Origin of the sequence: Streptomyces sp. NRRL S-495 (genome assembly GCF_000966955.1) — a bacterium.
GTDB classification, from domain to species: domain Bacteria; phylum Actinomycetota; class Actinomycetes; order Streptomycetales; family Streptomycetaceae; genus Kitasatospora; species Kitasatospora purpeofusca.
In genome coordinates this window covers 1-26,931 of record NZ_JZWY01000079.1, presented here as the reverse complement: position 1 = coordinate 26,931, position 26,931 = coordinate 1, and the positions used below count along the sequence as shown (strand labels likewise).

General features: G+C 72.8%; 24 protein-coding genes and 3 pseudogenes. 11 read left to right on the top strand and 16 right to left on the bottom strand.

Annotation, left to right across the window (positions count from 1 at the left end):
- Together VR45_RS05780 and VR45_RS05775 are read left to right on the top strand one after the other, a co-directional pair.
- Nucleotides 1–1,188 (top strand): ATP-binding cassette domain-containing protein (locus VR45_RS05780; protein ID WP_045938580.1); only part of this gene is annotated, 1,188 nt, incomplete at its 5' end.
- On the top strand, nt 1,185–2,039 hold the full coding sequence (locus VR45_RS05775) for an ECF transporter S component (protein WP_045938579.1): 855 nt from the start codon (nt 1,185–1,187) through the stop codon (nt 2,037–2,039). The genes VR45_RS05780 and VR45_RS05775, both read left to right, overlap by 4 nt.
- A 40-nt stretch (nt 2,040–2,079) precedes the next feature.
- Here the strand turns inward: VR45_RS05775 and VR45_RS05770 are convergent, their stop codons facing one another.
- The gene (locus tag VR45_RS05770; RefSeq protein WP_045938578.1) at nt 2,080–2,886 is read right to left on the bottom strand and encodes a helix-turn-helix domain-containing protein; all 807 of its coding nucleotides are present in this window, start codon (nt 2,884–2,886) and stop codon (nt 2,080–2,082) included.
- A 688-nt stretch (nt 2,887–3,574) separates the two neighbouring features.
- A pseudogene (gene hemC / locus VR45_RS05765) lies at nt 3,575–4,514 on the bottom strand (hydroxymethylbilane synthase).
- Between the two features lie 101 nt (nt 4,515–4,615).
- Between hemC (VR45_RS05765) and hemC (VR45_RS05760) the strand changes: the two are divergent.
- Entirely contained in the window at nt 4,616–5,542 is a 927-nt protein-coding gene (gene hemC, locus VR45_RS05760) for a hydroxymethylbilane synthase (protein ID WP_045938577.1), read from the top strand.
- On the opposite strand, the gene VR45_RS42070 is transcribed toward hemC (VR45_RS05760), so the two are convergent.
- Complete coding sequence (locus VR45_RS42070; RefSeq protein ID WP_052708861.1) at nt 5,539–6,510, bottom strand: hypothetical protein; 972 nt, start codon at nt 6,508–6,510, stop codon at nt 5,539–5,541. The genes hemC (VR45_RS05760) and VR45_RS42070 overlap by 4 nt on opposite strands.
- A 148-nt stretch (nt 6,511–6,658) precedes the next feature.
- The gene (locus VR45_RS05745) at nt 6,659–7,057 is read right to left on the bottom strand and encodes an ATP-binding protein (protein WP_045938575.1); all 399 of its coding nucleotides are present in this window, start codon (nt 7,055–7,057) and stop codon (nt 6,659–6,661) included.
- Between the two features lie 222 nt (nt 7,058–7,279).
- Between VR45_RS05745 and VR45_RS05740 the strand changes: the two genes are divergently transcribed.
- Together VR45_RS05740 and VR45_RS05735 are read left to right on the top strand one after the other, a co-directional pair.
- Nucleotides 7,280–8,554 carry a helix-turn-helix domain-containing protein gene (locus VR45_RS05740; protein ID WP_234325848.1) on the top strand — a complete coding sequence of 425 codons (1,275 nt, stop codon included), beginning with the start codon at nt 7,280–7,282 and terminating at the stop codon, nt 8,552–8,554.
- Nucleotides 8,555–8,816: 262 nt separating this feature from the next.
- Nucleotides 8,817–9,290 carry an NUDIX hydrolase gene (locus VR45_RS05735; RefSeq protein WP_045938574.1) on the top strand — a complete coding sequence of 158 codons (474 nt, stop codon included), beginning with the start codon at nt 8,817–8,819 and terminating at the stop codon, nt 9,288–9,290.
- A gap of 64 nt (nt 9,291–9,354) precedes the next feature.
- Here VR45_RS05735 and VR45_RS05730 read toward each other — a convergent pair whose 3' ends face one another.
- Nucleotides 9,355–9,681: an antibiotic biosynthesis monooxygenase gene (locus VR45_RS05730; protein ID WP_045938573.1), complete on the bottom strand. Its 327-nt coding sequence runs from the start codon at nt 9,679–9,681 to the stop codon at nt 9,355–9,357.
- 44 nt (nt 9,682–9,725) lie between these two features.
- The gene (locus VR45_RS05725; RefSeq protein WP_045938572.1) at nt 9,726–10,097 is read right to left on the bottom strand and encodes a cupin domain-containing protein; all 372 of its coding nucleotides are present in this window, start codon (nt 10,095–10,097) and stop codon (nt 9,726–9,728) included.
- A 41-nt stretch (nt 10,098–10,138) separates the two neighbouring features.
- Between VR45_RS05725 and VR45_RS05720 the strand changes: the two are divergent.
- Nucleotides 10,139–10,649 (top strand): annotated as a pseudogene (locus VR45_RS05720) (MarR family winged helix-turn-helix transcriptional regulator).
- 56 nt (nt 10,650–10,705) lie between these two features.
- On the opposite strand, the gene VR45_RS05715 reads toward VR45_RS05720, so the two are convergent.
- The gene (locus VR45_RS05715) at nt 10,706–12,703 is read right to left on the bottom strand and encodes an MFS transporter (protein WP_286163083.1); all 1,998 of its coding nucleotides are present in this window, start codon (nt 12,701–12,703) and stop codon (nt 10,706–10,708) included.
- Nucleotides 12,704–13,082: 379 nt separating this feature from the next.
- On the opposite strand from VR45_RS05715, the gene VR45_RS05710 reads away from it, so the two are divergent.
- The gene (locus tag VR45_RS05710; RefSeq protein WP_045938570.1) at nt 13,083–14,261 is read left to right on the top strand and encodes a peptidoglycan-binding domain-containing protein; all 1,179 of its coding nucleotides are present in this window, start codon (nt 13,083–13,085) and stop codon (nt 14,259–14,261) included.
- Nucleotides 14,262–14,280: 19 nt separating this feature from the next.
- On the opposite strand, the gene VR45_RS05705 is transcribed toward VR45_RS05710, so the two are convergent.
- The 4 genes from VR45_RS05705 to VR45_RS05690 all read right to left on the bottom strand — a co-directional run bounded on the left by VR45_RS05705 (nt 14,281) and on the right by VR45_RS05690 (nt 19,061).
- On the bottom strand, nt 14,281–14,868 hold the full coding sequence (locus tag VR45_RS05705) for a TMEM165/GDT1 family protein (protein WP_045938569.1): 588 nt from the start codon (nt 14,866–14,868) through the stop codon (nt 14,281–14,283).
- A 253-nt stretch (nt 14,869–15,121) separates the two neighbouring features.
- Entirely contained in the window at nt 15,122–15,931 is an 810-nt protein-coding gene (locus VR45_RS05700; RefSeq protein WP_234325847.1) for an ABC transporter permease, read from the bottom strand.
- A gap of 3 nt (nt 15,932–15,934) precedes the next feature.
- Nucleotides 15,935–17,563: a phospholipid carrier-dependent glycosyltransferase gene (locus VR45_RS05695; protein WP_078896258.1), complete on the bottom strand. Its 1,629-nt coding sequence runs from the start codon at nt 17,561–17,563 to the stop codon at nt 15,935–15,937.
- A gap of 172 nt (nt 17,564–17,735) precedes the next feature.
- Nucleotides 17,736–19,061, bottom strand: coding sequence for an MFS transporter (locus VR45_RS05690; RefSeq protein ID WP_078896261.1), 1,326 nt, complete (start codon nt 19,059–19,061; stop codon nt 17,736–17,738).
- 182 nt (nt 19,062–19,243) lie between these two features.
- Here VR45_RS05690 and VR45_RS05685 point away from each other — a divergent pair, with 182 nt between their 5' ends.
- Entirely contained in the window at nt 19,244–19,804 is a 561-nt protein-coding gene (locus tag VR45_RS05685) for a MarR family transcriptional regulator (RefSeq protein WP_045938568.1), read from the top strand.
- A 119-nt stretch (nt 19,805–19,923) separates the two neighbouring features.
- On the opposite strand, the gene VR45_RS05680 is transcribed toward VR45_RS05685, so the two are convergent.
- From VR45_RS05680 to VR45_RS05670, 3 genes are all read right to left on the bottom strand, one after another.
- Complete coding sequence (locus VR45_RS05680) at nt 19,924–21,735, bottom strand: glycosyl hydrolase family 18 protein (protein ID WP_078896257.1); 1,812 nt, start codon at nt 21,733–21,735, stop codon at nt 19,924–19,926.
- Nucleotides 21,736–22,083: 348 nt separating this feature from the next.
- Nucleotides 22,084–22,614 (bottom strand): hypothetical protein, encoded by a 531-nt coding sequence (locus VR45_RS05675; RefSeq protein ID WP_045938567.1) that lies wholly within the window; start codon nt 22,612–22,614, stop codon nt 22,084–22,086.
- A gap of 438 nt (nt 22,615–23,052) precedes the next feature.
- Entirely contained in the window at nt 23,053–23,613 is a 561-nt protein-coding gene (locus tag VR45_RS05670) for a DoxX family protein (protein ID WP_030391646.1), read from the bottom strand.
- A 181-nt stretch (nt 23,614–23,794) separates the two neighbouring features.
- Between VR45_RS05670 and VR45_RS05665 the strand changes: the two genes are divergently transcribed.
- Entirely contained in the window at nt 23,795–24,430 is a 636-nt protein-coding gene (locus VR45_RS05665; protein ID WP_045938566.1) for a MarC family protein, read from the top strand.
- A 46-nt stretch (nt 24,431–24,476) separates the two neighbouring features.
- On the opposite strand, the gene VR45_RS05660 is transcribed toward VR45_RS05665, so the two are convergent.
- A complete protein-coding gene (locus VR45_RS05660) occupies nt 24,477–25,019 on the bottom strand; it encodes an NADPH-dependent FMN reductase (protein ID WP_045938565.1) in 543 nt (180 codons plus the stop codon).
- A gap of 51 nt (nt 25,020–25,070) precedes the next feature.
- Nucleotides 25,071–25,505, bottom strand: coding sequence for an Lrp/AsnC family transcriptional regulator (locus tag VR45_RS05655; RefSeq protein WP_045938564.1), 435 nt, complete (start codon nt 25,503–25,505; stop codon nt 25,071–25,073).
- 247 nt (nt 25,506–25,752) lie between these two features.
- On the opposite strand from VR45_RS05655, the gene VR45_RS05650 reads away from it, so the two are divergent.
- On the top strand, nt 25,753–26,583 hold the full coding sequence (locus VR45_RS05650) for a tryptophan 2,3-dioxygenase family protein (RefSeq protein ID WP_045938563.1): 831 nt from the start codon (nt 25,753–25,755) through the stop codon (nt 26,581–26,583).
- A 124-nt stretch (nt 26,584–26,707) separates the two neighbouring features.
- A pseudogene (locus tag VR45_RS05645) lies at nt 26,708–26,931 on the top strand (kynureninase); the annotation flags it as partial.

Sequence of the window (26,931 nt, the reverse complement as noted above, 5' to 3'; positions counted from 1 at the left end):
CAGCAGCAGCGGGTCGCCATCGGCTCGGTGCTCACCGTCCACCCGAAGGTGCTGGTCCTGGACGAGCCGACCTCCGCGCTCGACCCGGGCGCCGCCGAGGAGGTGCTGGCGGTGCTCCAGCGACTGGTGCACGACCTCGGCACCACCGTGCTGATGGCCGAGCACCGGCTGGAGCGCGTGGTCCAGTACGCCGACCAGGTCCTGCTGCTGACCCCCGGCGCGCCGCCCGTCCTGGGCGAGCCCGCCGGAATCATGGCCCACTCACCGGTCCACCCGCCGGTGGTCGGCCTCGGCCGGCTGGCCGGCTGGCACCCGCTGCCGCTCACCGTCCGCGACGCCCGCCGCCGGGCGGCCGGCCTGCGCGACCGGCTGGACGGCCACCGGCCGCCCGCCGCCCCGGCCGCCTCCGCCACCGGCACCCCGCTGGCCACCGCCTCCCGCCTGGTGGTCCGACGCGGCCCGGTCCCGGCCCTGCGCGGCGTCGACCTCACCCTGCACGCCGGGACGATCACCGCCCTGATGGGCCGCAACGGCGCCGGCAAGTCCACCCTGCTCGGCGCCCTGGTCGGCCTGCACGCGCCGGCCTCCGGCTCGGTCGCCGTCGGCGGCCGCACCCCGCACCGCACCCGGCCCGCCGAACTCGTCCGCCAGGTCGGCCTCGTCCCGCAGGACCCGCGCGACCTGCTGTACGGCGAGAGCGTCACCGCCGAGTGCGCCTCCGCCGACCACGACGCGGGCGCCGAACCCGGCACCTGCCGCGCCCTGGTGGAGCGGCTGCTGCCCGGCCTGCCGGACGCCGTCCACCCGCGCGACCTCTCCGAGGGCCAGCGGCTCACCCTCGCCCTGGCGGTGGTGCTGACCGCCCGCCCGCCGCTGATCCTGCTCGACGAGCCCACCCGGGGCCTCGACTACGCGGCCAAGGCCCGGCTGGTCGAGATCCTGCGCGGCCTCGCCGCCGAGGGCCACGGCGTCCTGCTCGCCACCCACGACGTCGAGCTGGCCGCCGAACTCTCCGACCGCACGGCCGTGCTGGCCGACGGCGAGATCGTCGCGGACGGCCCGACCCCCGAGGTGGTGCTCGGCTCGCCGGCCTTCGCCCCGCAGGTCGCCAAGATCCTCGCCCCGGGCCCCTGGCTCACCGTCCGCCAGGTCGCCGAGGCCCTCGACCGGATCGGGCCCGACGCATGACCCCGCCGACCCCGCTCGCCCGCCCGGTCCCGCTCGGCCGCCGCTCGGTCCTCGCCCTGGCCCTGACCTCCCTGGTCGGCGCGGCCGGCTTCGGCTGGCCGCTGCTCGCCTCCACCCGGTCCGCCCTGGTCGGCCACTCCGCCGACGCCCCCTGGCTGTTCGCCCTGCTGCTCCCGCTGCTCCTCGCCGTCGTCGTCGCCCAGATCTCCGAGGGCCGCACGGCGGGCGGCGGGGCCCCCGGGCTGGACGCCAAGTCCGTCGCGCTCCTCGGCGTCCTCGCGGCCGCCGGCGCCGCCCTGCGCCCCCTCGGCGCGGGCACGGCCGGACTGGAGCCGATGTTCTTCCTGATGGTGCTGTCCGGCCGGGTGCTCGGACCGGGCTTCGGCTTCGTCCTCGGCGCACTGTCGATGTTCGCCTCCGCGCTGCTCACCGGCGGTGTCGGGCCCTGGCTGCCGTTCCAGATGCTCGCCATGGGCTGGGTGAGCCTCGGCGCCGGCCTCCTCCCCGGCCCGGCCCGGCTGCGCGGCCGCCGCGAACTCGCCCTGCTCGCCGCCTACGGAGCCGTCGCCTCGCTGCTCTACGGCGTGATCATGAACCTCCAGGGCTGGCCCTACATCGCCGGCCTCGCGAGCTCGATCTCCTTCGTCCCCGGCGACCCGGTGTCCGAGAACCTGGTGCGCTTCGCCGTCTACTGCCTGACCACCTCGCTCGGCTGGGACCTCCCCCGCGCCGCCCTCACCGTGGTCCTCTGCCTCACCCTCGGCACCCCGGTCCTGCGCGCCCTGCGCCGCGCCACCCGCCGCGCCGCCTTCGCCGCCCCGATCGCCTTCCGGCCCCCGCCGGGCGGTTGACCGTGCGGCACGGGCCTGCCCCGCGCCCGCGACACCACCGTCACCGGCAGCCGGTGCACAGCTCCCCCGCGCCGCCGACGGGACGGCCGCACATGCCGTCCCGTCCCGCGCACTCATGACGCCTGGGTCGCGGCACCGTCACCGGCTTCACCGCGGTGCCACGGCCCGACGGAACGGGCGGCACCTTCGTCAACCGCCCGCCGAGGATCGCCGCAACGCTGTGGGTCACCTTCCCCGGAAGCGGCGCGGCCAGGATGCCCATCAGCACGTCCGCCGACCATCCGCCCGCCAACAGGCCCTCCACCCGCGCGGCCTGGTCCGCCAGCGGTTTGCCGGCCAGTGCCAACGCCGGCTCCCGGGAACCGAGTTCGATCAGCAGCCCCATCCCCTCCGTCATCCGGGGCACTGTCGCCACCGGATGGACGGAAGGTTCCTTCCGCCTCACCGTCCTTACCCTCAAGGAGGGGCTTCCCGCCTTCCCGGCGCCGGACGGCCCGGCGGCCGGTGTCACGGGAACCGGTGGCAATGCGTGAACCGCCTTGTCCGCCAAGGGCACTTCATGCACGGAGACCACCGTCCTGACCCGCCCCGTCACGGGGTCGCGCACGGTCCGCCGCACGTAGTGCCCGGCCGTCTCCAGCTCCCGCAACGCCCGGGCGACCGTCGCTCGCCCCTCGACGCTCTTCGCGGCCAGCGTCCGAACATCCTCCCGAGCCCCGTTCGGCAGACTGAGGAGGTAGCCGAGCAACCCGCGCGCCGCCCAACTGAGCGAGTGCTTCCGCACGACATGCCCGTTGTCGAGGATCGTGTACCCGGGCGCGTGCTTGGGGATACGATTGATCTGCATCGTGGAGCCTTACTTCTCCTGGTGCCGTTCCCCGGGGTGTTGGCGCACCGCCGGGGCTTTCCTTTGCTGAACGCAATGATCACGCTAGTCCAGCGAACAGCCTCGGAAACCTCATCCGCATCACTCGATCGGGCGGCGCACGCGCACCCGCCCCGGCGCACTCACGCCCTCAACAATGCGCCCTCGCATCATGAACCGCCGGACGACAGACAGAACCACCACCCGCCGCCCGGCGTGGAACCCAGGCCGACCATTGGATCCGCCCTGCCTGACTGTCTCTTGCACTCATGCCACTTGGCGTCCGAGCAAAGCTGAGATCGCCCGCTCGTGCACGAGGCCGACCCGACTCAGACGAGCGACCGGCGTTGAACAGTCGACGATGGTGAGGTGGTCGGCGGCCGGGCAGACTCCACTGTCCAGAATCACCGCCGCTTTGACGCCGGTGCAGTCGGATCTTCACCCTCGAGGTGATCTCGACCGCACGGGCGAGGCCGCCGCAGCCGACGACGTCGAGTCGGGGAATGAAGGTCTTCCCCGGCGGCTGGTTGCCCAACCTACGGTCCCAGATCGAGGAATGCGCCGCCGTCGTCGGTACAGCATCACCCTGGAGCAGGAGCGCAGGACTGGCACCCCGGAGCGACTGGCAAGGCCAGGTTCCGGGGCCGGCCGCGCGCTGACGCATGGTAGGTCAGTGCGCGATGGCATCGATCAGGTCCCGGGCGCCGTCGCGGAGCAAGGTGGCGGCCACCCCCATGCCGAGGGCCTCCGGGCTGAGCCGGCCGGCTGATTGCCGGGCCGCCAGCACGGTGGCGCCGTCCGGGGAGAAGACCATCGCGCGAAGGCCCAGGTGCCCGTCCTCGAAAGACCGGGCGAACCCGGCGATCGGACTGTTGCAGTGCCCGCGCAGGACGTTCAGCAGGGCCCGCTCGGCGGTGATCTCCCGCGCCGTCGCGCGGTCACCGAGCGGGGCGAGAATGTCGATCAGGTCGGCGTCATCCTCGCGGCACTGCAAGCCGAGCACGGCGGCTCCCAACGGCGGGCACATCTGCTCGACGGTCAGGACCTCGCTGATCCGATGCTGTTCACCGATGCGCTCCAGTCCGGAGGCGGCCAGCACCAGCGCATCGACCTCCCCGGCGTCCAAGGCGGCCAGCCGCAGGTTCGCCGTTCCTCGGATCGGCACCAGGTCCAGGTGGGGGGTGGCTGCGGGTGAGCTGGGCGACACGCCGAACCGCCGAGGTGGCAACCCGGGTGCCGGGCGGCAGCTGGTCGAGGGTGAGGCCGCCCGGGTGGATCAGGGCATCTCGGATGTCCGCCCGCTTGGGGTGAGCCGCGAAGACGGTGCCCGGGGTGACCAGCGGGTCGCCCGCCACGTCCTTCATGCAGTGGACCGCGAGGTCGCACGCCCCGCTCAGCAGGGCTTCCTCGATGTCGCCGGTGAAGGCGCCCTTGTCGTGCAGTTCGGCCTGTTCGCCCGGCTCGCGGTCCCCGGCCACGACGAACGGCACCAGCTCGGTGACCACGTCGGGATGGAGGGCGGCCAGGTCGGCCCGGACGCCTGCGACCTGGGCGAGCGACATGACCGAGGCGCGGGCACCGATACGGATCGTGCGGCGGGTGGACGGCATTCGATCTCTCCAATCACGACTCCGACAAACCGTCGGAAAAAGGTAGGCCCGTGTTCGAGTAACATGCGGTCAACATCTCTTCAGATGCCGGGAGTTCGGGAATGCGGACGCTGATTGTCGGATCGCGGGCCAGTCACCTCGCGCGAGCGCAGGTAAAGGAGTTCCTGGCGCCACTGCGGGACCGCTTCCCCGGCGTCGAGTTCCGCCACCAGGTGATCCTTGAAGGCGGTGACCGGGACCGGAAGACGGCCCTGTCGCAGGTGTCGGCCCGCTCGGGCGGCTCCGCGTTCTCCACCGAGCAGGAAGCCGCCCTGGTGCGGGGCGAGGTGGACGTGATCGTCCACTCGCTGAAGGACCTGCCGACCAGCAACCCGCCCGGCCTGGTGCTGCTGCCCCCGCCCGGCCGCGAGGACATGCGGGACGCGCTGTGCGGCTCCACGCTGGCCGCCCTGCCTCAGGGCGGGCGGGTCGGCACCTCCGCTGCCCGCCGGATCGCCCAGCTGCTGCACGTCCGCCCGGACCTGGCGTTCGTGCCGATCCGCGGCAACGTTCCGCCCCGGCTGAACAAGCTCAGGACGATGAACCTGGACGGCGTCGTCCTGGCGGCCGCCGGGCTGGTGCGACTCGGCCTGGACGACGCGATCGGCGAGCTGCTGCCTCTCGACCAGTTCCCGCCGAGCCCCGGCCAGGGGGCGCTCGGGATCCAGATCCGCGAGGACAACGAGCTGGCCCGCGAGATCCTGGCCGGCACCGGCGACCCGGTGGTGGACGCGGAGGTGCGGGCCGAGCGGGCGATGCTCGGCGAACTGCACGGCGGGTGCTCGGTCCCGGTCGGCGCCTACGCGAAGGCCACCGGCGACATGCTGTCGCTGCACGCGCAGGTCACCGCCCTGAACGGGACCAAGCAGGTCGAGGCCCGCCTCTCCGGCCCCGTCTCGGAGCCGGAGAAGCTGGGTATCCAGGTGGCCGGCCTTCTCCTGGACCAAGGCGCCGAGGCGATCCTGTCGGAGATCCGCCCAGCCGCTTAGCCGGTCAGCAGCCGGGCGAGGTCGGCAGCGGCATAGGTGATGATCCGCTCCGCCCCGGAGCGCTTGAGCATCGTGAACAGCTCCAGCAGCGGGCGGAAGTCCCGCCGCCCGCTGCGCGGATCGAGCGGAGCGAGCCGCGTGTACTCGCCGGAGACGGAGAACGGCATCAGCGGCGCCGACGTCTTCTGCTTGAGGGTGGCGAGCACGTCCACCGAGAGCATCCCCGGCTCCAGCAGCAGCATGTCCGCCCCCTCGCCGACGAAGGCCAAGCCGGTGTCCACCGCGGTCTCCGGCCGGCGCGGACTGATCTGGAACGGCCGGTGGGCACCGGAGGCAGGGGTTGCCCGCATGGTGGCTCGGTAGCCCTCGTAGAGGGCGGAGTCGAAGATCAGGTGCGGCATGGTCGCCACATCGCGGTGGCCGTGTTCGTCCAGGGTCCGGCGCACGGAGGCGGTGGTGCCCCGGATCATCGCGGCCGGTCCCACGATGTCGGCGCCGGCCTCGGCCTGGATGACGGCCTGGGCGGCGATCATCGCCGCCGTACGGTCCAGGTCGATCCGGCCAGCGCTGGTCAGGTGGCACTCGCCGGTGTCGGTGTGGCCGCACAAGCAGTTCTCGGTCATCACCGCGATGCCAGGTTCGGCGTCCTTGGCGGCGTGGATTGCCCGCACCATCAGGCTGTCCGATGCCACGGCGCCGGACGCCTCGGCGTCGCGGTGCAGGCTGTTGGCGAACACCTTCACTGAGCGGATGCCCCGGGCGGCGAGGTCGCGCACCGTCTGCGGGATCTCGGCCACCGTGACGGTCGGCATCGGCCGGTCGCCGTCCTCGCTGTCCTCGCGCACGAGCAGGACCATCGACAGGTCGGCCGCCGTCAGCGACGGGCCCTCCAGGAAGCTGCGGACGGCGGCCCGGCCGTGAAGCCGGGCGGTGTCCGTGATCGCCGTGCCGTGCTGGGTGGTGGTCATGTCGTCCTCTCGATCGTGGCTGCGGGCGCGGGAAGCGGCCAGGGCGGGCGGGTGCATTGGTGGGAGGCGCCGACCCGACAGGCGGCGGATCACCGTGCGGACCGCCCGACCGGGGGGGGTGGACGAGGAGCTGGCGGCGGGTTAGCGGCTACTCGGGCAGGGCGACCTCGGCCCAGACCTTCTTGCCCCGTGCGGTGCGCTCGGCTCCGTGGGCGAGGGCCAGGCACTCGACCAGGAACATGCCCCGGCCGGCCTCCGCGTCCGGGCCCGAGGCCTGCTGGCAGGGCAGGGCCTGCGAGCCGTCGTGGACCTCGATGATCAGGCGCCGCAGGTCGAGGTTGGCGTGCACCCCGACGGTGACCGTCGCTCCGGTGGTGTGCCGCACCGCGTTGGTGACGAGTTCCGAGATCACGGTATCCAGGGCCAGGCGGCTGTCGTTGTCCGTGCGGACCCCCCACCGTTTGATCAGCCGGCCGAGCCGCCGGCGACTGATGGGGACGGAGACGGGGTCACGGGCCAGGAAGAAGCTGCTGCTGCACACGCGCATGTCGAAAGAACCCTTCGGGGCGTCAGGCCGGAGCTGGGGAGCTTGGTGGTGCCATGTGGAGGGAAGGAACTGATCTCGCCCACTCTCCGCTTGGCTGGTACACAGTCAACTACTGCCGGTAGTGGCGCCGGTGGTGCCAGCCGGGGGTGCATTTCTCCCACGGGGGGCCGCTTTGGGGGGCCAGGATCGGGCACCAGTCAGTCAGAGGCTTGGGGGATGGGCATGATGGCACCAGACGGCATCGGCGCCGTGCTGAGGCGGATCCGGGAGATGGCCGAACTCACCCGCGACGAGCAGGCCCTGCTCTTACAGGACGCTCAAGGCGGCACGTGGTTCGACCCGGAGAACCTGAAGCGCTGGGAGACCGAGCGGCGTCTGCCCACCCCGAGGTGGCACCAGCTGCTGGCCGACGGGTACGGGCTCTCGGTGGAGGAGGTCGCCCGAGCAGTGGCTACCTCGCGGCGCTGGCGCAGGCTCCACCAGCAGCCGGTCGAAGACGAAGGAGAGGAGGGTACGGCGGTGAATCGACGACAGTTTCTCGGCGCGGCGGCACTGGCGACAGGGGTCGCCGCGCTGCCAGGCATCGCGAAGGCGCGAGAGGGGATCGACGTCGGCCTGTCCGGCTCCGACGTCGGCGACCTCGCGTACCTGGACGGGGCGTTCGAACGCCACCGCGGCGGCTACCACGGTCGGGCACCGGGGGTCGTGCTGACGCAGATGCGCCGGGACCTCGATCTCCTGCAAGACGTCCTTGGCCGCCCGCACCCCGCCGGCACCCGTACCGACCTGGCCCGCACCGCCGCCGGGATCACCGGACTGGTCGCGATCATCCAGCACGACCGCGGTGACCAGCGCGACTCCCACGGCTGGTTCGCCACCGCCGAGAAGGCTGCGCGCGAATCCGGCGACCGGCACATGCTGGCCTGGGTCCTGGCCCGGCACGCGATGGTTCCGCTGAACTACGGCGCCCCGAACGCCGCCGCGAACCTGGCCATCAGCGCCCGCCGCGAGGCAGGCCGAACCCCCACGGCCGCCGCAGCCCTGGCCGCCGCCGTCACCGCGCGCGCCTTGGCCTCCATCGGTGACCACCGAGGGGCCCTTCGCGCGGTAGCCGACGCCCGCAACATCGCCGATCACCTCAACACCGCGCAGGCCGCCGACACCTGGTTCGGCTACCCGCTTCAGAAGCACCACGTCCACCTGTCCCAGGCGTTCACGCTGATGGGCCGCACCCGCGAGGCGAACGCCGAACAGCAGGCAGCCCTTGCCCTCACCAGGTCGCCGTCCATCATGACCCGAGCCCTGCTGACCATGGACGCGGCGACCTGCCTGAGCATGGACGGCGACCCGGCCGCCGCCGCGGACATGGCCGTCGGGGTCTGGAAGCAGCTGCCAGCGGCGTACCACGACGGGCTGATCCGGTCTCGCGCCGAGGCCCTGCACCGCACCCTCGCCGGATCGGCTCACACACGGCTCGGCGAGGCCCTGACTGGTTGATGCGGCTCGGCCGCAGCGGGGGCGGGGTCCGAAATTCACCTTCCACCAGTAACTGCCGAGCCGCCGTCAGGCCCCGGGCTCCGCTTCCATGGGCAGCTGAGCCGACTGGTCGAGGCCCGGGATTCGACCAGCCGCAGACTGGTCGAACAGCTGAAGGTCGAGGATGGCGCGGCGAATTGCTCGGGCCCTGCCGCTCGAACAGACATCGCACAGCGGCTCCGGATCGTCGCGTGACGGGGCCGGGCGGCTACTGTCGCCGCCCATGAGCGACTCCCAACCCCAAGAGGTCGTGGCCCAGCCCCGCACCGCTGCCGGCGTGCTCTTCTTCGACGAGGACAACCGCGTCCTCCTCGTGAAGCCGACCTACAAGCCCGGCTGGGAGATTCCCGGCGGCTACCTCCACGCCGGCGAGACCCCGAGCGAGGGCGCGGCCCGGGAGGTCAAGGAGGAGCTCGGCATCACTGCGCCGATCGGCCGCCTGCTCGTCGCGGACTGGGCACCTCATCCCACCGAGGGCGACAAGCTCCTCTTCGTCTTCGACGGCGGCATCCTCGCAACCGATGAACTCGACAACATCGCGGTCGACCAGGTCGAGATCGGCGAGCACGCCTTCCACTCCACGGACAAGCTCGACGAACTCCTCATCCCGCGTCTTGCCCGCCGCATCCGCGCCGCCTGCGTCGCCAGGACGCAGTCCGCGACCACCTACCTGGAGCACGGCGCGATCCGCCCCTGAATCCACGACGGCGCGCCCCTGACGCCGTTGCGTTGGGGGCGCGCCGTTCCGCGAACTGCCGGCCTCAGCCCTTCGGGCCGGCCGACTGCACCACGTCGAAGGACCACAGTGTCGAGCCGCTGGCGGCGGGCCGCTGCGGCGCCTCGCCGTCCTTGGCCGCCGGCCGGTGCGCGGCCTGCATCGGGCCCGCGAGCCAGGCCTGGAAGGACTCCTCGTCCCGCCAGCGGGTGTAGACCAGGTACTGGTCGGTGCCCTCGACCGGGCGGAGCAGCTCGAAGTACTCGAAGCCGTCCGAGTTCTCCACCGCACCGGCCCGGGCACCGAAGCGCTGCTCCAGCACCTCCCGCTGCTCGGCCGGAACGGTCAGCACATTGATCTTGACGACGGACACGCCGTACCTCCTCAGGGTTGTTCCGGGAGGCAGTCTGCTACACCTCACACCGTCCACGGCGGGGCGACCCGGTCGCCGGTGTCCAGGTTGACGGCCATGGACGGCGCCGGGGAGGCGACGACGGCGGTGAAGCCGTCCTCGGAGCGCATCAGGCGGGGGAGGTCGGCGGGCAGGACGAGGGTGTCCCCGGCGGCGAGGGCGAGCTCCTCGCCGTCCAGGTCGACGACGGCGGTGCCGGTGAGGAAGGTCCACACCTGCTCGGTGTCCATGGCGTGACGCGGGCCGGAGCGGGCCGCCTGCATCTCGACCCGCCACATCGCGAGGCCGGTGCCGCCCTGGGTGGGCGAGGCGTAGGTGGTCAGAACGGCGTTGGGGGTCTCGGTACGGCGGGCGTCGGTGCTGCGGATGACGGACAAGAGCGGGTGTCTCCCTTATAATGGACAATCAAGTTGTCTATATGGTCAATGAGGTTGTCGATCGTGTCAAGGGATTCCGAGGAAGGTGCGACGCCGGGCTACGAGCTGCCGGTGCGGCTGCTGTTCGCGTTCCGGCTGATCATCGACGAGCTGCACGAGCGGATCGCCCGCGAGGGGCACCCCGACCTCCGCCCGACGCACGGATTCGTGTTCCAGGCGATCGGGCCGCACGGCACCACCGCCGTCGAGCTCGGGAAGCGCCTCGGGGTGTCCAAGCAGGCGGCCGGGAAGACCGTCGAGCAGTTGGAACGGCTCGGCTACGTCGAGCGCGGCAGCGACCCGGCGGACGCCCGCCGCAAGGTGGTCCGGCTGACGGAGCGCGGGGTGGACTGCCTGGTCCGGTCGGCCCGGATCTTCGAGGAGCTGCGCGCGGAGTGGGTCGTGCAGCTGGGCGGCGAGGAGCGGCTGCGGGGCCTGGAGGACGCACTGCGGACGCTCGCGCCCGGGGACCCGTTCCGGCTGGACACCCCGAGGTGGTTCGGGGGCCCGTGACGCGGGCGTCAGCAGGAACAGCTGCCGGAAGGGACGACTGCCGGAAGGAACGGCCGTCAGAAGGAGCGGCCCTCACCGCGGTACGGGGGCTCGTCCACGACGCGGTCGGGCCGGTCCCGTTCGTCGGCGCACAGCGTGGAGGCCAGCCGGGTGAGCAGTTCGGCCAGGTCGTCGAACTGCTTCTCGTCCCAGTCGCCGAGGAGTTCGGCGAGCTGCGCCCGCCGGGCCGCGACCAGTTGGACGGCCGCCGCCTCGCCCGGCTCGGTGAGCCGCAGCGGGAGCCCGCCGGTCCGGGCCGCCAGCCCCCGGCCCTCGACCTCGCGCACCGCCTCCTCCACCACCGAGAAGGGCACGATCCGGCGCTCCGCCAGTTCGGCCGGCTCCACCGAGCCGTGGTGGTACATCTGGAGCAGCAGCCAGCTGGAGGCCGGCTTGAGGTCGAGACCCGCCGTGGCGGTGATCCGTTTGAACAGGTCGCGCCGCGCCTCCCGGGTGCCGAGGACGGACAGCGCCCGGCTGATCTCGTCCAGCGAGGAGCGCTCGACCGGGTTGAGGCCGATGGACTCGGAGAGGTCGGGGGCGGTCACGGTGGTGCGCAGCTTCTGCTCCCGCAGGAACAGCGAGAGCACGAAGGCGACCACCGCCACCGGCACCGCGTAGAGGAAGACCCGGGTGATCGACTCGGCGTAGGCGTGGTAGACCGCTTCCTGGGTCGCGGCGGGCAGTTGGGCGACGACGCGCGGGTCGGAGGTGATCGCCCCGGGGCCGAAACCGGGCGGCAGCGGGACGCCGGCCAGGGCGTCACCGAGCCGGTCGTTGAGCCCTGAGGCGAAGACCGTGCCGAAGACGGAGACCCCGAAGGAGGCCCCGATGGAGCGGAAGAAGGTGGCGCCGGCGGTGGCGACACCGAGGTCCTGGTAGCCGACGGAGTTCTGCACGATCAGCACCAGTACCTGCATCACCAGGCCGAGGCCGAGCCCGAAGACCAGGAAGTAGCAGCTCATCTCGAAGGTGCTGCTGTGCTCGTCGAGCAGGGAGAGCAGCAGCAGGCCGACGACCGTGATGGCGGTGCCGGCGATCGGGAAGACCCGGTAGTGGCCGGTCCTGGCCACGATCTGGCCGGAGCCGATCGAGGTGACCAGCATGCCGATCACCATCGGCAGCATGTGGATGCCGGACATCGTCGGCGAGACCTTCATGACCACCTGGAGGAAGGTCGGCAGATAGGTGAGCGCGCCGAACATCGCGAAGCCGACCACGAAGGAGATGACGGCCACCAGGCTGAAGGTCCGGGAGCGGAACAGCCGCAGCGGCAGGACGGGTTCCTCCGCGGTGCGCTCCACCTGGACGAAGGCGACCAGCAGGACCAGGCCGAGCACTCCCAGGCCGATGATCTGCCAGGAACTCCACCCCCAGGTCGTCCCGCCGAGCGAGGTCATCAGCACCAGGCAGGTGGCCACCGAGGCGATCAGCACGGTGCCGAGGTAGTCGATCCGGTGCCGGCGCCGGACCTCCGTCCCGTGCAGCACCGCGGCGATCACCACCAGGGCGACCACACCGATCGGCAGGTTGATGTAGAACACCCAGCGCCAGCTGAGGTTGTCGACGAACAGGCCGCCGAGCAGCGGGCCGAGCACGCTGGTGACACCGAAGACGGCGCCGAAGACGCCCTGGTACTTCCCCCGGTCCCGGGGCGGCACGAGGTCCCCGACGATGGCCTGCGAGAGCACGATCAGGCCGCCGCCGCCCAGGCCCTGGACGGCGCGGAAGGCGATCAGCTCACCCATGTTCTGGGCGATGCCGCACAGCACCGAGCCCAGCAGGAAGATCACGATGGAGGCCTGGAAGAAGACCTTCCGGCCGTACATGTCGCCGAGTTTGCCCCACAGCGGGGTGGCCGCGGTCGAGGCGAGCATGTAGGCGGTGACCACCCAGGACAGGTGCTCCAGGCCGCCGAGGTCGCTGACGATGGTGGGCAGCGCCGTGGACACGATGGTCTGGTCGAGCGCCGCGAGCAGCATCGCCAGCAGCAGCGCCCCGATCGGCACCCACAGACTGCCCGCGGTGACCGGAGGCTGGGCGGCAACTCCCGTCGGCCCCGGCCCCGGCCCCGGCCTCCGTATCCCTCACAGGTCGGCAGATGATCACTCCAGGCCACCATGCTGTCAGAAATGCACCGTTTTGCTCCGTTCAGTTGAGCCGAACGTAATCACAGCCATCTGCCGGACCTTCACATCCGCACACCCACCGTTCACCGATGACCAACCCCCACCAACCGGCACAAGGCCCCCACACCGGGCCGGACGCCCCTGTCCCCCCTCAGGGACGTCCTGCATAATCAGGCCCGTCCATCGCCTGAACACGAGTCCGACCGACCACGCGTCCGGGACCGCGAACGACCGAGAACGACCGAGAACCGAGGAGGGCCGGCCGATGCCGGACCAGCACTGCCCGACGTGCGGCTCCGCACGATCCACCGGGTGCGGCTGCCTCCCGCCGGACCACGGCCTCGACGACACCGCCGTCCTGCCGCACCTGGAGGGCCCGCCGCTGGTCCGCCCGTACGTGCCGCAGGCCGTCGGCCAGGTGGCGGACCCGGTCTTCCCGGCGACCCTCGAAGCTCCCCCGGCACCGGGGCCGCCGACGGCCGACCCGTTCGGCACCACCGTGCTGCCCCCGGTCGCTCCGCCGCCGGTCACTCCCCCCTTGGGGCCGGACGCCGACGCCTACGCGACCACCGTGCTGCCCCCGGTCGCCACCGCCCCGCACTTCCCCCCGCCTCCGGCCGGGGCCCGGCCCGGAGGAGCGTACGACGCCCCCGCCGAGGACGAGCTGGGCGTCTTCCCGGTCGCCCCCGACGCCGCGGCACCCACCGGCGGCCGGGCCGCACGGCGCGCCGCCGAGCAGGAGAACGGCGGCGGGCCCGGACGCCGCAAGGGGCTGCTGATCGCGGCCGGCGCCGGTCTGCTGGCGCTCACCGTCGGCCTGGCCTACGCGGTCACTCCCTCCGCCGACCCGGACGACCGGGCCGCGCCCCCGCCCAGTACGACGATCGCCCCCGCCCCGGTGGCCCCGACCACCCCGGCCGCGCCGAGCCCGAGCGCGCCACCGCCCACCAGTGACACCCCGACACCCACGCCGAGCCGGACGAGCACCAAGCCCTCGCCGACCCGGTCGACCGCGAGCACCCCGCCCCCGGCCGCCCCGAGCACCACCGTGGCCGCCGCCCCGCCGGCCCCGGCTCCGGCCCCGACCGGCGCCCCGGCCACCCAGCCACCGGCGCCGACGAGCCCCGCCCCGACCCCCTCGGCGACCCCGACCCCGACGGCCACGGCGAGCCCCAGCACCACGCCCGCACCGACACCGACGCCGACCCCCACGATCCGGGTGCTGCAGTACGGCATGCAGGGCACCGACGTGCAGGCCATGCAGCAGAAGCTCGCCGTGGTGATGTGCTGGATGGCGCCGGACATCCCCGTGAACGGCTACTTCGACGGGGACACCGAGTACTTCGTGTCGTACTTCCAGAGCATGCAGGGCGTCCGCGGCGACAAGAAGGGCGTCTACGGGGCCAACACCCGGGCCGCGCTGGAGAAGCGCACCGGCTGCTGACCCCGGGGGCCCAGGGCCGTCAGCCCGTGATCGCCTTGAAGATGCTGAAGGCGGCCATCAGCACCATGATCCCCGCCGCCACCCGGATGATCATCTTCATCGGCACGTGCTTCAGCAGCTTCTGCCCGCCCAGGATCGCGATCCCCGCGACCGCGCACAGCGCCAGCCAGGCGCCCAGGCCCACGGCCAGCGGGTCGGCGTACTTGGCGGCCAGGTTGGCGGTCATGATCTGCGTCAGGTCGCCGAACTCGGCGATCGCCACGACCACGAAGCTGGCCCCGGCGACCTTCCAGAAGCTGTTCGCGGACGGCTCCTTGGCGGCGTGCCCGTCCTCCTCGTCGCCCCCGCCGTGGAACAGCAGCATCGCCGCGCCGGCCAGGAACAGCACGCCGGTGACACCCTCGACCCAGCGCTGCGGCAGCAGCGAGAGCAGCTGCCCGGCGACCAGGGCGATACCCACCTGGAGGGCGAAGGCGGCGGCGATCCCGGCGAAGACGTAGCTCGCCCGGTACTTGGCGCCGAGCATCAGGCTGGCCAGAGCGGTCTTGTCGGGCAGTTCGGCCAGGAAGACGATGCCGAAAGTGATCGCGGCGACGGTCAGGCTCATCGGGGGTGGTGTCCCTCGGTTCGGGCTGCCGGACCGCGGGCAGCTCCGTCAGGGGTCGCTCCGGCCCGACAGCGCTGGTTGGAAGACACGTGGGACGCAAGGACGCGCCCACGTACACAGCACTGCGGCCGAAGGTCTCGCCGGCACCCGTCGGACGAAATCCGCGGTGCCCCGGGCGCCGGGCCCCGAGGGGCCAGTATGTCGACGGTCCGGTGGAGGGCTACTCCCCTTCAACTCGGCCAAGCCTACCCGATCACCGCTCCCGCCCGCCCGGCGCGGACGCGGAGGGGCCACTGGCGCGGACCAGCCCCCGGCCGACCAGCTCCAGCACCACCACGACCGCCGTCGACTCCACCGCCAGCAGCGCCACCAGCACGAACAGCTGCACCGCGCCCGCCTGGACCGGCGAGGCCCCGCCGAGCAGCATGCCCACGAACGCCCCCGGCAGCGTGACCAGTCCCACCGTCCGGGTCTGGTCGAGCGCCGGGACGAGCGAGGTGGCGGCGGCCGTCCGGCAGATCTCCGTCCGGGCGTCCCGCTCCTCGAAGCCGAGCGCCAGCGCCGCCTCCACCTCGCCGTGCCGCTGGCGCAGCTCGTCCAGGGCGCGCCGCCCGGACAGCGAGGTGGCGGTCAGCGCGCCGCCGATCAGGATGCCGGCGACCGGGATGACCGACAGGCCCTTGGCCGGCAGCAGCCCGCTGCCGAGCAGCAGCACCAGCACCGGCAGCACCCCGGCGCCGATCGGCGCGGCCGCCCACAGCCAGTCCCGCCCCCGGTCCGGGACCATCCGCCGCCCGGCGGTCCGCACCGCGACCGTGAACATCAGCAGCACGAACAGCGCCGACCACCACAGCGAGTCGACCACCCAGGCGATCACCAGCGCGACGGCGGCGAGCTGGACCACCGCACGCAGCCCGGCCCGCAGCACGGCGTGCCCGTGCCCGAGCCGGCCCCACCCCGCGACCGCGACGGCGGCCAGCAGCAGCACCGCGGTGACCGCGCCCAGCGCCGGGGTCACCGGCAGCAGCTGTCCCCCGCCGGCGGCCGACGGGACACCGGGCACCGGTCAGATCCAGGTGGTGAACCACATCCGGTCCTGCCAGGACGTCATCGGGATCACCTCCGCCGTGTACAGCGGGTAGAAGAAGGCGAAGCAGGCCATGATCGCCAGCACGATCAGCCCCGCCCCGGCCGCGCCGATCCGCCGCCGTTCGGGCGGACAGCCCTCGGGGCCGAGCAGCGCGCCCAGCATCTGCGCGACGGCCAGGCAGAGGAAGGGGACGAGCACCACCATGTAGAAGGAGAAGACCGTCCGCTCCTGGTACTGGAACCACGGCAGGTAGACGCCGGCCACCGCGCACAGCACCGCGCCGGAGCGCCAGTCCCGGCGGAAGGCCCACCGCCAGAGCAGGTAGACCAGGGCGAAGCAGGCCGTCCACCAGAGCAGCGGGGTGCCGAGGCCGAGGATCTGCGCCGCGCAGCCGCCGGACGCGGTGCAGCCGCGCTGGCCGGCCGGCACCTGCTCCCAGTACATCGAGACCGGCCGGCCCTGGACCAGCCAGCTGAACGGGTTGGACTGGTAGGTGTGCGGGCTGCTGAGGCCGGTGTTGAAGTCGTACATCTGGGCGTGGTAGTGCCAGAGGCTGCGCAGCGGCGCGGGCACCCAGCCCATCGGGAGCTGCGGCAGCGGGACGCCGAGGAAGCTGTCCGGGGACAGCCCGGCCCGGTCGTCGGCCCAGTGCCGGTCGAAGCCGCCGCCGGTCGCGCCCTTGCCCCCGCCGGTGAACAGCCAGCCGGCCCAGCCGCCGACGTAGACGACGAACGCGGCGCCGACCGTGGCGAGGAAGGCGGGCCCGGCGTCCCGGCGGAGCATCGAGCGCCAGGGTCGGCGGGCACCGGCCCAGCGGCGGCCGGACCGGTCCCACAGCACGGTGAGCACACCGAAGGCGGCCAGCACCATGACGCCGTTCCACTTGACGCCGGCGGCGGCGCCCAGGCAGACGCCGGCGGTGATCCGCCAGGGCCGCCACCCCAGCCGGACGGTGTCCCCGCCCCGGTCGGGGAGGACGGCGGCGAGCCGGGCCCGGGCGTGGTCGCGGTCGATCAGCAGCGCGCCGAAGGCGGCCAGGACGAAGAACATCTGGACGCCGTCGAGCAGGCCGACCCGGCTCATCACCAGTTGCAGGCCGTCCACGGCCATCAGCAGGGCGGCGGTGCAGCCGATCAGGGTGGAGCCGAAGAGCCGACGGCCGATCCGGGCAAGCATCAGCACGGTGAGGGTGCCGAGCAGCGCGGTCATGAACCGCCAGCCGAAGGGGTGCAGTCCGAAGGCCCACTCGCCGAGCGAGATCACCCACTTGCCGAGCGGCGGGTGGGCGATGAACTCGGGCGCCGAGGTGAGCGGGATCTGCTGCGGCACGGCGAGCACCTGCTCGTTCGCGTGCTCCGGCCAGGTGCCCTCGTAGCCCTGCCGCAGCAGGGACCAGGCGTCCTTCGGGTAGTAGGTCTCGTCGAAGACGAAGGCGTTGGGGTGGCCGAGGTTCCAGAACCGCAGCAGACCGGCGAAGAGCGCCACCGCGATCGGCCCGAGCCAGTCCCAGCGGGCCGCCGCCAGGCGCGGCAGCCCTCGCCGCTCCGGTGCCGGGGCGGCGGGCTCCGTCGCGGCCGGTGGGTGGGTGAGCGCCGCTTGGGTCATGGTCTCGGTAGCCTCGCCGCTTCGCCGTTCTCGCCGGGTGCCGGCCCCGAGGGGGTCGGGCCGGACGGTCAACAGCCACCGACACTATGTGCCGGTGGGCGCGAAACCAAGCGCGACGGGCGCCGGACAGGTGACCTGTCCGGCGCCCGTCGCGGGCGGTCGAGCGGCGGGGTCAGGCGGCGGCCTGGAGCTCCCGGACCGGCCGGGCCGGGGTGCGGACCGGGGTGGCGGGGGCCTGCTCGTCCCCGGCCGAGGGGGCCGCGTTGTCCTGGGCCGCGGTGAGGTACGGCCGCAGGCGCAGCGCCTGGACCACGACCAGCACGGTGCAGCCGGCCATCGCCGCCAGGTAGACCGGCCAGGTGCCGGAGCCGACCAGCAGCACGCCCACGGCGGGGCCGACGGCGATCGCGATCTGCTTCACCAGGGCGTACCCGGCGTTGTAGGTGCCGAGCAGCCGGGCCGGGGCGAGGTCCGCGACCATCGGGCCCATGGTCGGGGCGAGCAGCGACTCGCCGACGCCGAACAGGGCGTAGATCGAGACGATCGCGACCGTGGCGGCCATCGCCTCGGTCCGGACCAGACCGGCCACCAGGGCCATCGCCCAGGCGCCGAGCCAGACCACGCCGGCGGCGGCCATCGCGGTGGTGCGGCGGCGGCGGGCGGTGATCCGCACCATGAACATCTGCAGCACCACGATGGTCAGCGCGTTGGCGCCGATGGCGATGCCCAGGGTGGACGGGGCGGTGCCGACGGTGTCGGTGGCGAAGGCCGCGACGCCGGACTCGAACTGGCCGTAGCAGGTGAAGAAGATCAGCCCGGCGAGCACGCAGAGCCGGACCATGGCCTTGTCGGCGACCAGGGCGCGCAGGCCCCGCGGGGCGTCGGCGCCGTCCTGGACGAGCACCGGCGCGGCCTTGGGGATCCGCGCGGTGCCGGTCACCAGGGCGAGACCGAGGAAGGTCACGGCCTCGATGGTGAACAGCCGGGTCAGGCTGGCCGGGTCGGCGACGTCCACGATCTGCCCGCCGACCAGCGCGCCGATGCCCATGCCCAGGTTGATCAGGGTGAACTGGAGCGCGAAGGCGTGCGAGCGGGTCGCGGCGGTGGAGCAGCGGACGATCATGGTGGCGAGCGCCGGCTGGCAGGTGGTGACACCCGCGCCGAACAGGAACGAGGAGACCAGCAGGGCCGGGGTGCCGGTGGCGTGCCCGAAGGCGAACGCGCCGGTGGCGGCCAGCGCGGCGCCGGCCAGCAGCACCGGGCGCGGGCCGTAGCGGTCGATGCCCCGGCCGGTGAACGGCAGTACGGCGAGCGCGGCCAGCGCGAAGACGGTGAACACCATCCCGGCGGCCAGCGCGCCCAGCCCGCGCACCTGGTCCACGTACACGAACATGTACGGCATCGTGAACCCGCTGCCGAACGCGCTGAGCGCGTTCCCGATCTGGACGCGGCGCAGCGGGCCGCCCGCCCCACGTCGCTGCTGCCTCTGCTGCTTCACCGTGCCGGTCACCGTGCACACCCCTTCCTGTGGACTCCGCCCGTCAGGGCTTCGTCAGTTTTCACTGGATACTCTTAAGACCGGAAGACTTAAGAGCTAAAGTTTGACTCTAAAGTCTTAGCACCGGAAGAGTGCCGAGTCAAAGTCTTAAGGAGTGCACTCCACATGCGACACTGGTCCGCATGACTGCAGAGAAGCCCGCGCCGGCCACCGCCCGCGAGCTGGGCATCGCCGAGCAGGTGGCGCTCTACCAGCGGGAATTCCCCACCGTGGACCCCCAGGTCGAGACCATCGTGCAGACCCTCTCCCGGGTCGCCCGGCGGATGACCGTCGCCTACGACCGGCAGCTCACTGTGCTGGGAATCACCTCCGCGGAGTGGGAGGTGCTGAAGGCGCTGGTGGTGTCCGGCAGCCCGTACCGGCTCGGACCGGGCGAGCTGGCCAAGCGGCTCGGACTGACGCCCGCCGCGATGACCCACCGGGTCGACCGGATGGTCGCCGAGGGCCTGGTCACCCGGGACCGGGACGAGGCCAACCGGGTCCGGGTGATCATCGAGCTGACCGACCTCGGCCGGGACAAGTGGCTGGAGTCGATGCGGATGGCCGCCGTCTTCGAGGAGGAGCTGCTCCAGGACGTCGTCGGCGAGGACCGCGCGGTGCTCGCCGGGATGCTGGCCCGGATGCTGCGGCGGATCGAGGAGAGTCGGCCGGACACCCCGGCGCGCGCCGCCGACCAGGGCTGACGCACCCCGGGGCAACAGAAGAACGTCCGGCCCGCCGGGGGTGGTCCCCCGGCGGGCCGGACGCTCGGTGCGACGGGTTCGAGGGTCCGTCAGGTCCTCACCCGGTCAGTACTACGGGGTCAGCAGGGGCCGTTGTCGGTCCAGACACCCCAGGCGCCGCTGGCGCTCGGGTCGTCGCCCTTGGTCCACCACTTGTTGGTGTAGTAGTGACCCTTCCAGGAGACCTTGGTCGAGGTCGCGTAGGTGGCGGCCGCGTCCCAGCTCGGGGCGCCCGCGCAGCCGGCCGGGGTGGTCGGCGGCGTGGTGGGCGGAGTCGTGGGCGGCGTGGTCGGCGGGGTCGTGGGCGGGGTGGTCGGCGGCGTGGTCGGCGGGGTCGTCGGCGGGGTGGTCACCGGCGGCGCCGGGCAACCCGCGGCGGAGCCGTTGGTGGCCTCGACCATCTTGTCGAACAGGCTGGTCTTGGTGCCCAGGTCGTACAGCGAGAAGGCGAAGGAACCACCGAGGCCGTTGCAGTGCGCGTAGTCCAGCTTGGCCTGGATCGAGCGGGCGTCCTCACCGGACCAGAAGGTGCTGCCGTCGTAGAAGTAGGTCGTCTTGGCATCCTCGTCCCAGTACGTCTTCGCCGGGTTGTCGACGAAGCCGGCCAGCTCCTTGTACATCTGGATGCCCGCGACGTTGCCCGACATGGAGGCACCCGCGGCGGGGCCGGTGGCGGGCTGGAAGAGACCGTTCTTGCCGTTGTTCTGGACGCCGGTCCAGCCGCGGTAGTAGAACGGCACACCCACGTTGATCTTGTTCGCGGGGAAGCCGCCCGGGATGCCGTACTGCTGGTCACCGGCGGTGTAGGCCTTGACGGCCGAGTCGACCGAGTACTTGCCGGTGCCGCCCGGGACCGGGGTCATCGGGTCGTTCGGACCGGCGTAGATCGGGGCCTGGTGGTTGGTCGGGCCCTTGGACTCCCAGCCACCGTGCATGTCGTACGTCATGATGTCGAGGAACGACAGGTACTGACCGATCTTGTCGGTCTCGACGTTCTTGATCTTGTCCTGGCCGGCACCCACCGCGGCCGCGGTGTAGTAGCTCTTGCCGTCGGTCCTGCCCTGCGCGTCGAGCTGCTCGCGCAGCTCCTTCAGCAGCAGGGTGAAGTTCTGCTTGTCGTTCGGGCTCGACAGGTTGCCGGTGTGGCCGCCGCCGCCCGGGTACTCCCAGTCGATGTCGATGCCGTCGAAGATGCCGGCCGCCGAGCCCGGGCCGCCGTAGCCGGCCTCGACCGGCAGGTTGCCCTTGATGAACATGTCGATGCAGGACGAGACCAGCTTCTTGCGCGAGGCGTCCGAGGCGGCCGCCGCCGAGAAGTACTTGGAGTACGTCCAGCCGCCCAGCGAGATCAGGACCTTGAGCTTGGGGTTCTTCGCCTTCAGCTTCTTCAGCTGGTTGAAGTTGCCCACGATCGGCTGACCCCAGACGTCGCCGACGCCGTCGACCGAGATGTCCGGACCGAAGCTCTTCTGGTAGTCGGCGAAGGAGTCGCCCGCGCCGTCACCGGCGTTGGGGTTGTTCTCGTCCTGGCTCGCCGCCTTGTTGGCCTCGAAACAGGTGAGGCTGGTGGGGTTGATGTTGGCGAACGAGTAGATCAGGTAGTCCAGCTTCCCGGCCACGCCGGTGTCCTGGATGGTCTTCGGGTAGTACCCGTTCGCGTAGATCGACCACTGGTCGAAGTAGGCCACCTTGATGCCACCGCTGGTGGCGGGCGCGCCGGTGGAGTTGGTGACGGCGGCGTTGGCCGTGGCGCCGCCGGTGAGCGCGAGACCCGCGCCGAGCAGCAGGGACGCCGTGGTGCCGGCGGCGATCGCGGTCAGGCTCTTGGACCGCTTGCGACGGCCGCCCTCCTGAACCGGGGCCCCGGCCCTTTCGATGCGTGAACGGAGCATGGGTGCGTGACTCCTGGTGTGGGGGATTCCGCCGGGTCCGGGAACGCGCGCACGGGGTGGGGCCGTGCGACCAGGACATGACAGAACGGGATGGGGGAATCGAACGGAACATGCCGTGACGGACGCCGGGATATGCCGAACCGGCGTCAGCGGCGAACCGCTGACGCCGGCTCAGGGGCTCCCTGCACCTGGGCACTAAAATGGACTAGACCAACTACCCCGTCAAGGGGTGATGTTGAGCCTTGAGCCGCCGTTAAGGTTCCCCCGGAACCGGTCCGCCCCCGCTGACCTGCGGGTCAGCGGGGGCGGAGGAGGTCGGACGGCCGGCCCGGAGCCGGCCGGGTCCGCTCAGTAGCGGACGGCATTGGCGACCACGGCCTTCACCGAGCCCGAGAGGTCCCGGTTGCTGGTCGCCTTCGCCTCGGTGCTCTTCCCGGCCTCGACGTCCGACACGGTCACCGCGGTCGCGTCCAGCACATTGCCGCTGTCGTCGGTGAAGTTGACCTGGATCACGTACTTGTTGCTGCCCTGCGTCTCGTGGTTGGTGACGGTCAGCGTCGTCTGGGCCTTGCCGTCCGTGAAGGACACCGCCCCCGCCGAGACGTCCGTCTTCGCGTCCAGGCCGCCCTTGACCCCGGCGAGCGCCGAGGAGGCCGCGGCCTGGGCGGAGGAGGCCGCGGAGGCCAGGGACGAGGACAGCCCGCCGGCCGCCGAGGCGAGCGCCGAACTCGCGGCCGAGGCGGCGGCGGAGGCCGCTCCCGCGATACCCGACCCCACCTGCCCGGCGGCCGAGGAGATCGCGCTGCCCGCCGTGCTGTCCGAGGAGCAGCCCGCCAGCGCGGCCCCGCCGAGCAGGGCGGCGCCCACGACCGCGGCCACGGCGCGGCCGGGCCGGCGGACGGCGGGGGCCTGCGGGTCCCCGGCGGTCCGGCGCGGCGGCGGCGCGGCCGGGCGCGGGGTGGTGGCGGTGGTGGGTGGTGGCGGTGGTGGAAGCGGCAGTGGCAGTAGTGGCGGCGGTGACGGAGGTGGCGGCGGTCCGGCGGGGCGGAGCCGCGGTGCGGCGGAGCGGCTGGCGGTCCATCGGGGTCCTCGATTCTGGCCGGCGCCGGGGGCCCGGCGCGCCTCCCCGCCCACGTTCCGGGGGCCGGGAGACGCTCGCCAACAGGGGTGGTGCGTTCGGGTGAGCCCGGCCGAGCGGCACCGGACGGCGCCGGACGGGGCGGTTCAGGAGTGGTTCGGGCGTGATCCGGGCGTGATCCGGGGGCGGTTCGGAGGCGGTTCCGGGGCGGTTCGGAGGCGGGTCGGGAGCGGGCGGCCTCAGGAGAGCCCGGAGCCGTCCTGGGTGTCCGCCTCCACCGCCGCGCGCTCCTCCGCCAGCCGGACGGCATGCCGGCGGCGGGCCACCACGCCGTACGCGGAGGCCGCGCTCGCCACGAAGGCCAGCGCGCCGACCCACGGCTGGTCGAAGGCGTGCCCGGTCAGGTGGTCGATCGAGTACCGGCCGGGACCGGCCAGCCCCAGCGCCAGCCCGGTCGCGCCCAGGAACGCCGGGTACTCGTAGCCGCCGGACATCACGAAGAAGCCGGCCGGGGCGTGCACCGCGACCGCGCCGGCCATGGTGCCGGCCACCACCGCGCCGGCCGCCGGGGTGGCCAGCCCGACCAGCAGCATCGCGCCGCCGCCCGCCTCGCCGAGACCGGCGGCCAGGGCGCTCTGGCGCGCCGGATGGAAGCCCATCGCCTCCATCGCCTTGGCGGTGCCGTCCAGGCCGCCACCGCCGAACCAGCCGAACAGCTTCTGGGTGCCGTGGGCGATCAGCACGCCGCCGACGGCGCCGCGCAGGGCCAGCAGACCCAGGTCCTTACGGTTCAGAGCCATGTCGAAGTCCCCTTCGGGAGCCCTCCGCCGAATGGTGGGGAGGTCCGGCTTCCATGGCACCGGAAACGGCCGCCGCACTCGACCCGGGGCGGCCGTTCGGGCGAATGACGGCGCGAGTGGGAATAACCGGCCGGGGGCGTGGCGGCCGGGCGGCGGTGATCGTCGCGGCCATGCTTGAGCCATGTTCGTCTTCAACCTGAGCAGCGCCTTCATCGCCTTCTTCGCCGTGGTCGGCCCACCGAAGGTCCTGCTGTCCTTCGCCCGGCTGGCCACCACCCGGACCACCGGGGAGCTGCGGCGCCTCGCGGCGTGGAGCACCGTCATCTCCGCGGTGGTCGGCGCTCTGATGGCCTTCAGCGCGGACTTCGTCACCACGCTGTTCCACATCAGCGACCAGTCGCTGCAGCTCGCGGGCGGGCTGATCTTCTTCGTCTACGCGGTCGCCCTGGTCTTCGGGGTCCACCTGGGCTGGGGCACCGACGAGGAGGACGAGCACCTGGCCGGGCCGCTGGTGGACGGCATCCGCGAACTGCTGCTGCCCTACCTGGCCAGCCCGCTCGCGGTCACCGCGGTGCTGGTCGCCTCGCTCACCAAGGACGAATGGGGCTGGCGCACCACCGTGGCCGGCGCGTACATCGCCGTGGTGCTGATCAACTACGTCTGCGTCGCGCTGCTCGCCCCGCTGATGCGGCACAGCCACCGCACCTCGCTGGAGGTGCTCTCCCGGCTGCTCGGACTGCTGCTGGCGGCGGTCGGCGTCGAGCTGTTCCTGAACGGGCTGGCCGGACTCGGCCTGCACCTGCCCGACGGGCACTGAGCCGCCCGCCGGTACAGGTCCGGGCCCTCGGCGCGGGCCCGGCGGCTCAGACCGCCGCGGCCAGCCGGACCAGCGCCTCCGCGATCCGGTCGCGCACCAGCGGGTCGGCGACCAGCCCGTCCGCGCCGACGTCCCCGCGCGCCAGCGGCAGCCGCACACAGGCCGCCTCCACCACCACCGCCCCGGTGTACCCGAGCACCGTGCGCAGCGACTCCTCCGCGCCCAGGCCCCGCCCCGGCCCGGCGGCGTTGATCCAGGCGGCCGGCTTGTCCACGATCTCCATCCCGCCGACCGTCCAGTCCAGCAGGTTCTTGAAGGTGCCAGGCAGGGCCCCGGCGTACTCGGGCGCGCAGATCAGCAGCGCGTCGGCGGCCTCCACGGCCTCGCGCAGCGCGACGACCGGCTCCGGCAGCGGATCGGTGTCGAGGTCCGGGTTGAAGTGCGGCAGCCCGGCCAGCCCGGTGTAGTAGGTGGTCGCGACGCCCTCGGTGGCCAGCGCCACGGCGGCGGCGGTGCGCAGCACCGTCTCGTTGACGGACCCGGCGCGCAGGCTGCCCGGGAGCAGCAGGATGTGACGGTCGTTCGGCATGGGCAGGAACCTATAGCTCCCAGCACCCCGTCCGCGCCGGGTGTCCACCGGTCACGGCACGACCACCGGCCGCCAGGGCACCGGGCTGGAGAGGATCATCGAGCTGGCCGGCTGGCCGTAGGCGCCGAGGCGGTCGATCAGGGCCTCGAAATCGGCCATCGCGGGGACGGCGACCAGCAGGGCGCAGCAGGCGCCGCCGGTCACCCGGTGCAGCTGGAGCACCTCCGGCCACCGGGCCACCTCCGGGTCGCGGAGCACGCAGCGCGGGCCGTAGCACTGGATCTGCACCAGCGCGGTGATCGGCAGGCCGGCCCGGGTGAGGTCGATGTGGGCGTGGTAGCCGGCGATCACCCCGTCGGCCTCCAGTCGCCGGACCCGTTCGGCCACGGCGGGTGCGGAGAGGCTCACCCGGCGCGAGAGTTCGTTGTAGGAGAGGCGGGCATCGGCCTGCAGCTCGGCCAGCAGACGGCGGTCGACGGTGTCCACGGCGGGCTCCCGAGGGTGTGGTGCGGGTGTCCTCCGGTTGGCCGGATCCCACCGCTTTGCGATCGTGAAGAGGATCAGGAAAACACCTCTTGTACGACAGGCGCGACCGAGGTTGCCGTGCCCGCTGCCCATTCAAATGCGGGACCGGGCCACCGCACAATGGGGCCCCGGCGAGGACCGGGGCGACGGGACCGGATCCCGGGCCCGTCCGGTGGTCCCGCCGCCGGTGACTTCAGGAGGGATCGGTATGGGGCACGACACGGTGGAGAAGCCCAACCTGTCGTTCGGTCGGGCCGGGGAGCCGGTTCGGGGCACCCCGTACGCGCGCTACGCCCGGCTGGACGAACTGCACAGCCTGCAGCACCCGCTCAGCGAGGCCCCGGCCGAGCTGTCGTTCATCGTCACCACCCAGGTGATGGAGCTGCTGTTCGGCCTGCTGCGGCACGAGTGGACGCTCGCCCAGCGGGCGCTGCGCGCGGACGACCTGCCGGGCGCGCTGGCCGCGCTGCGCCGGGGCACCCACGTCCAGGACGTGCTGACCGAGTCCTGGGACCTGCTGGCCACGATGACCCCGCAGGAGTTCAACTCCTTCCGCTCGGTGTTCGGCGAGGCCTCGGGCTTCCAGTCCTCGGCCTTCGTGCACCTGGAGTTCCTGCTCGGCAACAAGAACGCCGCGCTGCTGCGGATGTACGACGACAGCCCGGCGGCGCTCGCCGAGCTGACCGAGGTGCTGCGCTCCCCCGGTCTGTACGACGACGCGCTCGCGCTGCTGGCCCGGCGCGGCCTGGAGCTGCCGGACACCGTCTCCGAGCGGCGCCACCAGAGCGACGAGGCCGTCGCCGCGGCCTGGCGGCGGGTCTACGCCGAGGACAAGTACGCCGAGCTGCGGCCGCTGGCCGAGGCGCTGCTGGACGTCGCCGAGCGGGTGACCCGCTGGCGCCACCGCCACCTGATGGCGGTCAAGCGGGCGATGGGCGCCAAGCCCGGCTCGGGCGGCTCCAGCGGCCTGAGCTGGCTGCGCCGCTCCGCCGAGCAGGACGTCTTCCCCGAGCTGTGGGAGATCCGGGACGGGATGTGACCGGCACCGGCCGGGCAGGAACCGGGGGCCGGCACCGGCCGGGCACCGCGCCCGGACGGGCGCCGGGCACCCCGCCGCGGGCACGGAGCCGCGGACACGAACGAGGAACGGGAAAGGGCAGGGCATGATCACTCGCGAGGAGTGCGCGGCGCTGGACGCCGCCGACCCGCTGGCGGCGTTCCGCGGGGAGTTCTCCCTGCCGCCGGGGGTGATCTACCTGGACGGCAACTCGCTCGGCGCGCTGCCGGTCCGCACCCCCGAGCGGGTGCGGGCGGTGGTCGAGGAGGAGTGGGGCCGCGAGCTGATCCGCAGCTGGAACGACGCCGGCTGGTTCGAGCAGCCGTACCG